9 protein-coding genes are annotated in these 7,681 nt (G+C 68.7%); 3 read left to right on the top strand and 6 right to left on the bottom strand.

Annotated elements, in window-relative coordinates; translation table 11 throughout:
* The 3 genes from cysW to RHOFW104R8_RS11435 all read right to left on the bottom strand — a co-directional run.
* A partial coding sequence (cysW, locus tag RHOFW104R8_RS11445) for a sulfate ABC transporter permease subunit CysW (RefSeq protein WP_068205439.1) occupies positions 1–843 on the bottom strand: 843 nt, incomplete at its 3' end.
* Positions 840–1,664, bottom strand: coding sequence for a sulfate ABC transporter permease subunit CysT (cysT, locus tag RHOFW104R8_RS11440; RefSeq protein WP_082823605.1), 825 nt, complete (start codon positions 1,662–1,664; stop codon positions 840–842). The genes cysT and cysW, both read right to left, overlap by 4 nt.
* Before the next feature lie 5 nt (positions 1,665–1,669).
* Positions 1,670–2,668, bottom strand: coding sequence for a sulfate ABC transporter substrate-binding protein (locus RHOFW104R8_RS11435; RefSeq protein ID WP_068093393.1), 999 nt, complete (start codon positions 2,666–2,668; stop codon positions 1,670–1,672).
* 189 nt (positions 2,669–2,857) lie between these two features.
* On the opposite strand from RHOFW104R8_RS11435, the gene RHOFW104R8_RS17970 reads away from it, so the two are divergent.
* On the top strand, positions 2,858–4,216 hold the full coding sequence (locus RHOFW104R8_RS17970; RefSeq protein ID WP_068093391.1) for a 3-oxoacid CoA-transferase: 1,359 nt from the start codon (positions 2,858–2,860) through the stop codon (positions 4,214–4,216).
* A 36-nt stretch (positions 4,217–4,252) separates the two neighbouring features.
* Here the strand turns inward: RHOFW104R8_RS17970 and RHOFW104R8_RS11425 are convergent, their stop codons facing one another.
* The 3 genes from RHOFW104R8_RS11425 to RHOFW104R8_RS11415 form a co-directional block, all read right to left on the bottom strand.
* Positions 4,253–5,275 carry a HAMP domain-containing sensor histidine kinase gene (locus RHOFW104R8_RS11425; RefSeq protein WP_068093390.1) on the bottom strand — a complete coding sequence of 341 codons (1,023 nt, stop codon included), beginning with the start codon at positions 5,273–5,275 and terminating at the stop codon, positions 4,253–4,255.
* Between the two features lie 24 nt (positions 5,276–5,299).
* Positions 5,300–6,031, bottom strand: coding sequence for a response regulator transcription factor (locus tag RHOFW104R8_RS11420; RefSeq protein WP_068093386.1), 732 nt, complete (start codon positions 6,029–6,031; stop codon positions 5,300–5,302).
* A gap of 99 nt (positions 6,032–6,130) precedes the next feature.
* Positions 6,131–6,742: an arylesterase gene (locus RHOFW104R8_RS11415; RefSeq protein WP_068093384.1), complete on the bottom strand. Its 612-nt coding sequence runs from the start codon at positions 6,740–6,742 to the stop codon at positions 6,131–6,133.
* Between RHOFW104R8_RS11415 and RHOFW104R8_RS11410 the strand changes: the two genes are divergently transcribed.
* Together RHOFW104R8_RS11410 and RHOFW104R8_RS11405 are read left to right on the top strand one after the other, a co-directional pair.
* A complete protein-coding gene (locus tag RHOFW104R8_RS11410; protein ID WP_068093382.1) occupies positions 6,741–7,442 on the top strand; it encodes an ABC transporter ATP-binding protein in 702 nt (233 codons plus the stop codon). The genes RHOFW104R8_RS11415 and RHOFW104R8_RS11410 overlap by 2 nt on opposite strands.
* A partial coding sequence (locus tag RHOFW104R8_RS11405; protein ID WP_153023049.1) for a hypothetical protein occupies positions 7,439–7,681 on the top strand: 243 nt, incomplete at its 3' end. The genes RHOFW104R8_RS11410 and RHOFW104R8_RS11405, both read left to right, overlap by 4 nt.

Genomic DNA, 7,681 nt, shown 5'->3' with positions numbered 1-7,681 from the left:
GTTGCCGTAGCGCCATTCCAGCAAGGTCTTCACGGCAAGCGTGACCAGTGCCAGCAGGGCGAGCAGCGAGGCCACCGCGAACGCGCCGGCAAAATCATATTCGTTGTAGCGCATCTCCACCTCCAGCGGCATCGTGGTGGTCAGCCCGCGGATGTGGCCGGACACCACCGACACCGCGCCGAACTCGCCCATCGCGCGGGCATTGCACAGCAGTACGCCATACAGCAGCGCCCAGCGGATATTCGGCAGGGTCACCCTGAAGAACATCTGCCAGCCGTTCGCACCGAGCACGCGCGCGGCCTGTTCCTCCTCGCTGCCCTGTGCCTGCATCAGCGGGATCAGTTCGCGCGCGACGAACGGCAGCGTGATGAATACCGTCGCCAGCACCAGCCCCGGCACGGCGAAGACGACGCGCACGCCGCGTGCGTCGAGCCATGGCCCGAACCAGCCCTGCGCGCCGAACAGCAGTACGTAGACCAGGCCGGCGATCACCGGCGAGACCGAGAACGGCAGATCGATCAACGCGCCCAGCAGCGCCTTGCCGCGAAACTCGAAGCGCGCCATCAGCCACGCCGCCGCCACGCCGAACACCAGGTTGAGCGGCACCGCGATCGCCGCCACCAGCAGGGTCAGGCGGATCGCCGCCAGCGCCTCGGGCTGGCGGATGCTGGCCAGATAGGCATGCATGCCGGCACGCAGCGCCTCGACGAACACCGTCGCCAGCGGCAGCAGCAGGAACAGCACCATGAAGCCGACCGCCACCAGCACCAGCGCGCCGCGCAGCAACCGCCGCGGCCAGTCCGGCGGACGTGTCGATGCAGGCGCCGATGCATGCGCGTTCATCGTGCCGGCTCCGCCCAGCGGCTGCTCCAGCGCTGCAGCAGCGTGACTGCCAGCAGCAGCACGAACGAGAACAGCAGCATCACCGCGCCCAACGCGGCGGCGCCGGCATAGTCGAACTGCTCCAGCTTCTGCACGATCAGCAGCGGCGCGATCTCCGAGTGCAGCGGGATATTGCCGGCGATGAAGATGACCGAACCGTATTCACCCACCGCGCGCGACAGCGCCAGCGCGAAACCGGTCAGCAGGGCCGGCAGCAGCAACGGCAGGATCACCCGCAGGAAGGTCTGCCAGCGCCACGCCCCCAGGCTCTCGGCGGCCTCCTCCACGTCGCGCTCCAGCGATTCGAGCACCGGCTGCAGCGTGCGCACCACGAACGGGAAGCCGACGAACACCATCGCCAGCAGCACGCCCAGCGGCGTATACGCCACCTTGATGCCGAACGCCGCGAGCCAGCCGCCGAGCCAGCCGTTCGGCGCGTACAGCGTGGTCAGCGCGATGCCGGCCACCGCGGTCGGCAGCGCAAACGGCAGGTCGATCAGCGCGTCGAACAGGCGCCGCCCGGGGAAGCGGTAGCGCACCAGCACCCACGCCACCAGCAGGCCGGCTACCACATTGATCGATGCGGCCAGCAGCGCCCCGCCGAAACTCAGCCGCAGCGCCGCCAGCGTACGCGGCGACGCCAGCAGGTGCAGCAATCCTGCAAGGCCGATGCCGGATGCCTTCCACGCCAGCGCCGCCAGCGGCAGCAACACGATCAGCCCGAGGTACGTCAGCGCGTAACCCAGGCTGATGCCGAACCCCGGCAGGATGCGACGCCGCACGGGGCTCAGCTGCCCGGGCCGATCTGGTCGAAGATCGCGCCGTCGGCGAAGAACTTCGCCTGTGCCTGGCGCCAGCCGCCGAACACCTCGCCGATGGTGAAGGTATCCACCTTGGGGAACTGCACGGCAAACTGCTGCGCCACCTGCGGCGAGCGCGGCCGGTAGAAATTCCTGGCCTCGATCGCCTGCCCCTGCGGCGAGTAGAGGAATTTCAGGTAGGCCTCGGCGATCGCACGCGTACCGTGCTTGTCGGCATTCCTGTCGACCACCGCCACCGGCGGCTCGGCCAGGATGCTTGCCGACGGCACCACGATCTCGAACGTGCCCTTGCCGAGCTCGCGCTGTGCCAGCAGCGCCTCGTTCTCCCACGCCAGCAGCACGTCGCCGACGCCGCGCTGGGCGAAGGTATTGGTGGCGCCGCGAGCGCCGGCGTCCAGTACCGGCACGTGCTTGAACAGTTCGTGCACGTACGCGCGCGCCTTTGCCTCGCTGCCGCCGGGCTGCCTCAGCGCATAGCCCCACGCGGCCAGGAAGTTCCAGCGCGCGCCGCCGGAAGTCTTCGGGTTCGGCGTGATCACCGCCACGCCGGGCTTGATCAGGTCGGGCCAGTCCCTGATGCCTTTGGGATTGCCCTTGCGCACCAGGAACACGATGGTCGAGGTGTACGGCGAGGCGTTCTGCGGCAGCCGCTGCTGCCAGTCCTTCGCCAGCAGGCCTCGATCGGCGATGGCGTCGATGTCCCCGGCCAGCGCCAGCGTGACCACGTCGGCCGGCAGGCCGTCGGCTACCGAACGCGCCTGCTTGCCCGAACCGCCATGCGACATCTGGATGGTGACGTTGTCGCCGTGCCGCGCCTTCCACTGCGCGGCGAAAGCCGCATTCACGTCGCGGTAGAGTTCGCGGGTGGGGTCGTACGACACGTTCAGCAGGGTCACGTCCCTGGCGATCGCCGTCGTCGTCACCAGGGTTGCCGCGAGTGCCAGCCATGCAGGGAACTTGATCATCGCCGTCTCCGTTCCGGTCGGGGAAGGTCAGCCTATCAACTCGACAGGATGCCGCGAACTTGCGAAATCGCATAAGGTTATGCGCGTCCGTGCCGCGCCGGCGAACCGGCTTGCGACCATGGTACAAGGCCGGCCCGGGCCAATCCGTCGTATCCTTGGCAGCTGACCCTCACCGAGGAAGGCACAGCGATGGACAAGGTTTATCCGAGCGCGGCGAAAGCCCTTGACGGCCTGTTGTTCGACGGCATGACGATCGCCGCCGGCGGTTTCGGCCTGTGCGGCATCCCCGAGAACCTGATCGGCGCGCTGCTGGAGGCGGGCACCCGGGACCTGACCATCGTCGGCAACAACGCGGGCGTGGACGACTTCGGCATGGGTCCGTTGCTGAAGACGCACCAGGTCAAGCGCGTATACGCCTCCTACGTGGGCGAGAACAAGGAGTTCGAGCGGCAGACCCTGGCCGGCGAGCTGGAGCTGCACCTGACCCCGCAGGGCACCTTGGCCGAGAAGCTGCGCGCCGGCGGCGCCGGCATCCCCGGTTTCTACACGCGCACCGCGTTCGGCACCAAGCTGGCCGAGGGCAAGGAGACCAAGGTCTTCAACGGCAAGGAATACGTGCTGGAGGAGTCGATCACGGCGGACCTGTCGATCGTGAAGGCATGGAAGGGCGACGCCCACGGCAACCTGGTGTTCCGCGAGACCGCGCGCAACTTCAACCCGATGATCGCCACCTGCGGCAAGGCCTGCGTGGCCGAGGTGGAACACCTGGTCCCGGTCGGCGAGCTGGACCCGAACAACATCCATGTGCCGGGCATCTACGTCGACCGCATCGTGCAGGGCGCGAAGTACGAGAAGCGCATCGAGTTCCGCACCATCGCCGGCGTTGCCGGCGGCAAGGAAAGCCCGCTGCGCGTGGCGATGGCCAGGCGCGCCGCGCAGGAACTGCGCGACGGCTTCTACGTGAACCTCGGCATCGGCATTCCCACCATGGTGGCGAACTACATTCCCGCGGGCGTCAGCGTCACCCTGCAATCGGAAAACGGCCTGCTCGGCATCGGCCCGTTCCCCACCGAGGACCAGATCGACCCCGACCTGATCAATGCCGGCAAGCAGACCATCACCACGTTGCCGGGCTCCAGCTTCTTCTCCAGCGCGGAGTCGTTCGCGATGATCCGCGGCGGCCACATCGACCTGTCGATCCTGGGCGGCCTGGAAGTGTCCGCGCACGGCGACCTGGCGAACTGGATGGTGCCGGGCAAGATGGTCAAGGGTCCGGGCGGCGCGATGGACCTGGTCAGCGGCGTCAAGCGCGTGGTGGTGCTGATGGAGCACACCGCGAAGGACGGTTCGCCGAAGATCAAGAACCAGTGCGACCTGCCGCTCACCGGCAAGCAGGTGGTGGACCTGGTCATCACCGACCTGTGCGTGTTCGAGGTGGAGAAGGGCAAGGGCCTGACCCTGGTCGAGCTCAACGATGGCGTCAGCCTGGACGAGGTGAAGGCGAAGACCGGCTGCGCGTTCGCGGTGGCCCCGGCGCTGGCCGGCTGACCCCGCAGCGGCGCTCGCGGGCGGGCCACACCCGCCCTACAGCTGTCCGCTCCTGCCCACCTCGCCGATCGGCAGCGGGTGCGGGAAACGGATGCGGGCGATGTTCTCGCTCCCCGGGCAGGTCTGCAGTTCCAGCGGCCACGCAAAACGTTCGCTGATCCGCAGCGCGATCGCCAGCTCGAAACCGTGCCGGTCGGCGTCGCGCACCCGCAGCGGGCGCGGGTGGTCGCCTGCCGCCTGCGGCGGGATCCTGTTGCGCACGCTGACCGCGCCGGGCAGCACGCTGATCACCACGCTGCCCTGCTCGGTCTGCTGGCAGGCATTGCGGATCAGCTGCCAGCACAGCACCGAGAACGCCTGCGACGAGCCCCGCAGCGCAAAGCGGGCAGGCTCGTCCAGCAGCAGCTCGATCGGCCGGCCGGCGATCAGTTCGCGGGCGGACTCCACTTCCTTGCGCACGACATCGTTGACCACGAAGTACTCGTCGTCGGTGGCGCTGTCCGTCTCGCGCGCCAGGATCAGCAGGGCCTCGACCAGCACCTCCATCTCGCGGGTGGCGCGCTTGATCCGGCGCACCGAGCGCATGCCGAAGTCGGTGAGGCCCTCTTCCTCGGCCAGCATGTCGATCGACATCTTGATCACCGTGAGGGGACTGCGCAGCTCATGGCTGGCGTCGCGGGTGAAGTTGCGCTCGCGCTGGTCGTAACCGGCCAGGCGGGTGGCGAAACCGTGCAGGCCACGCGCCAGCGAGGCCACGTCCGCATCGGTGTCGGCGGACAGCTGGTCCAGGTGCAGGGCCGCCGGATCGAACAGCTGGCCGTCCCACCGGCTCACCAGCCGGGCCAGCGCACGCACCGGTCGCCACTCGCGCCGGGTGGCGAACCACGCGAGTGCCGTGGCGAGCACGATCACCGCAATCACCACGGCCGTCGGCACCACGTCATAAAGACCCAGCACGGTGACGGCTACCACCGTCAGCGACTGCAGCCCGAAGACCCGGCCGATGCGCCAGCGGAAGGCACCTACGCGGCTGATGACTGCGTTGGCGCGGCTATCCATTACATGCAAGTGCCATGTGCGTTGTCAGGCTGTCTGGGGCGCGGACGCCACTTCCGATTCGAGATCCGCGAGTCGGTACCCTGCGGAGTGGATGGTATGTAGCAGGGGCCGCGCAAAGGGTTTGTCGATGACCCGGCGCAGGTTGTACAGATGCGAGCGCAGGGTGTCCGAGTCGGGCAGCGTATCGCCCCAGATCTCGCGCTCGATGTCGCGCCGGCTGACCACCCGTGGCGACTCGCGCATCAGGATCGCCAGCAGCTTCAGGCCGATCGGCGAAACGGTCAGTTCCTGGCCGTCGCGGGTCAGCCGCAGCGTGGCGGTATCCAGGGTCATGTCGCCGACCGTGAGCACCTCGGTGGAGACCTGGCGGCGGTCGCGGCGGATCAGCGCGCGCAGCCGTGCCTCCAGCTCGCGCACCTCGAACGGCTTCACCAGGTAATCGTCGGCGCCGGCCTCGAGCCCGGCCAGCTTGTCCTCCAGCGTGTCGCGGGCGGTGAGCATTAGCACCGGAGTGGATTTCTTGGCCTCCCGGCGCAGCTTGCGGCAGACCTCCAGCCCGTCCAGTCCCGGCAGCATCAGGTCCAGCACCAGCACGTCGTAGCTGTTGGACACCGCCAGGTGCAGTCCGCTGACGCCGTCGGCGGCGTAGTCCACCGAGTAGCCGCGGCGCTCCAGGAATTCGCCGACCATCTCGGCGATCTGGCGGTTGTCCTCGACCAGCAGGATCAGTCCCGCCTGTTCGTCATGTACGGTCATCGTCCTTACCTCCATGCCTTCACATACGTGAAGAGCTAATCGGGATACAAGTGACGACCGCGTGAAACCGGGCCGCGGCGGTTCAGAGCCGATTCGGTTTTAACGCAGCAACGCCTGCAACGGCTTCCATACGGTATCCAGGACTCGCGGCTGGGCGGCAGCCACCGGATGCAGCCCGTCCGCCTGCATCAGCGCCGGGTCGAGCGCGACGCCTTCGAGCAGGAACGGCACCAGGGCAACGTGCCGGCTTTGCGCCAGCTCCGCGTAGATCGCGCGCAGCCCGTCACGGTAGCGCGGACCATAGTTCACCGGCAGCTCGATGCCGACCAGCAACACCCGCACCTTCGCCTGTTGCGCGGCCCGGATCGTCGCGTCGAGGTTATCGCGCAGCGCCGGCAGCGGCAGGCCGCGCAGGCCGTCGTTGGCACCCAGTTCCAGCACCAGCACGGCCGGCCGGTACGTCGCCAGCAGCGCCGGCAGGCGGTTGCGACCGCTCAGCGAAGTCTCGCCGCTGATGCTGGCATTGATCGCGCGCCACTTCGGCACCATCTGGTCGAGACGCGCACCCAGCAGATGCACCCAGCCGGCCTCGACCGGGATGTTGTGCGCGGCGGACAGCGAATCACCCAGCACCAGCACGGTTTTCGGCGCCGCCGCCTGGGCGCTGCCGATCCCGCACAGAAAAACCAGCAACCACAGGCATCGACGCATGAGCGATTCTTCCCGGCCTCTTCTTGAAGCCTGCGATGTTAGCAAGTCGGTCAACGGCCCCGAGGGGAGACTGGAGATCCTCAGCCAGGTCAGCCTGCAGGTGCGGCCGGGCGAGAGTTTCGCCATCGTCGGCGCCTCCGGCTCCGGCAAGACCACCCTGCTCGGCCTGCTGGCCGGGCTGGATACGCCGGACGGCGGCAGCATCGCGCTGGACGGCCATGCGCTGCAGCGGCTGGACGAGGAGGCCCGCGCCGACCTGCGCCGACGCCTGGTCGGCTTCGTGTTCCAGTCGTTCCACCTGCTGCCCGCGCTGACCGCCGAGGAGAACGTGATGCTGCCGCTGGAGCTGGAAGGCAGCAGCGCGGCGCGCTCGCGCGCACGCGAAGCGCTCGAAGCGGTGGGGCTGGGCGGGCGGCGGCGGCATTACCCGGCCCAGCTCTCCGGCGGCGAGCAGCAGCGGGTGGCGATCGCCCGCGCGTTCGTGCACGGCCCGCGCGTGCTGTTCGCCGACGAGCCCACCGGCAACCTCGACCAGCGTACCGGCCACCACATCTGCGACCTGCTGTTCGCACTGAACCGCGACCACCGCACCACCCTGGTGCTGGTCACCCACGACGCGACTCTGGCCGCGCGTTGCGATCGCCGGATCGAGCTGGAAGAAGGTCGCGTCGTCTCGTCCGGTGCGGACGCGCAGGCATGAAGATGCTGCTGCTCGCCCTGCGCAGCCTGCGCCGCGAATGGCACCTGCCTGAGCTGCGCACGCTGGCCGCCTCGCTGGCGCTGGCGGTGGTGGCGCTGGGCGTGGTCGCCACGCTGGCGACGCGGATCGAGCGCGGCATGCTGGCCAGCGCCGCCGAACTGATCGGCGGCGACATCGGCGTGTCGTCGCCGCAGGCGGTGCCGGACACGTTCGCCGACCGCGCCCGCCGCGACGGCTTG

This window comes from Rhodanobacter sp. FW104-R8 (assembly GCF_001617365.1).
Classification (GTDB): Bacteria; Pseudomonadota; Gammaproteobacteria; order Xanthomonadales; family Rhodanobacteraceae; genus Rhodanobacter.
Note: the sequence above shows the minus strand (reverse complement) of the source record. Positions and strands in the feature narration are given on the sequence as shown.

Coding starts and splice junctions, on each gene's coding strand:
- RHOFW104R8_RS11435 (WP_068093393.1), bottom strand. CDS start 2,668: ATGATCAAGTTCCCTGCATGGCTGGCACTCGCGGCAACCCTGGTGACG.
- RHOFW104R8_RS17970 (WP_068093391.1), top strand. CDS start 2,858: ATGGACAAGGTTTATCCGAGCGCGGCGAAAGCCCTTGACGGCCTGTTG.
- RHOFW104R8_RS11425 (WP_068093390.1), bottom strand. CDS start 5,275: ATGGATAGCCGCGCCAACGCAGTCATCAGCCGCGTAGGTGCCTTCCGC.
- RHOFW104R8_RS11420 (WP_068093386.1), bottom strand. CDS start 6,031: ATGACCGTACATGACGAACAGGCGGGACTGATCCTGCTGGTCGAGGAC.
- RHOFW104R8_RS11410 (WP_068093382.1), top strand. CDS start 6,741: ATGAGCGATTCTTCCCGGCCTCTTCTTGAAGCCTGCGATGTTAGCAAG.
- RHOFW104R8_RS11415 (WP_068093384.1), bottom strand. CDS start 6,742: ATGCGTCGATGCCTGTGGTTGCTGGTTTTTCTGTGCGGGATCGGCAGC.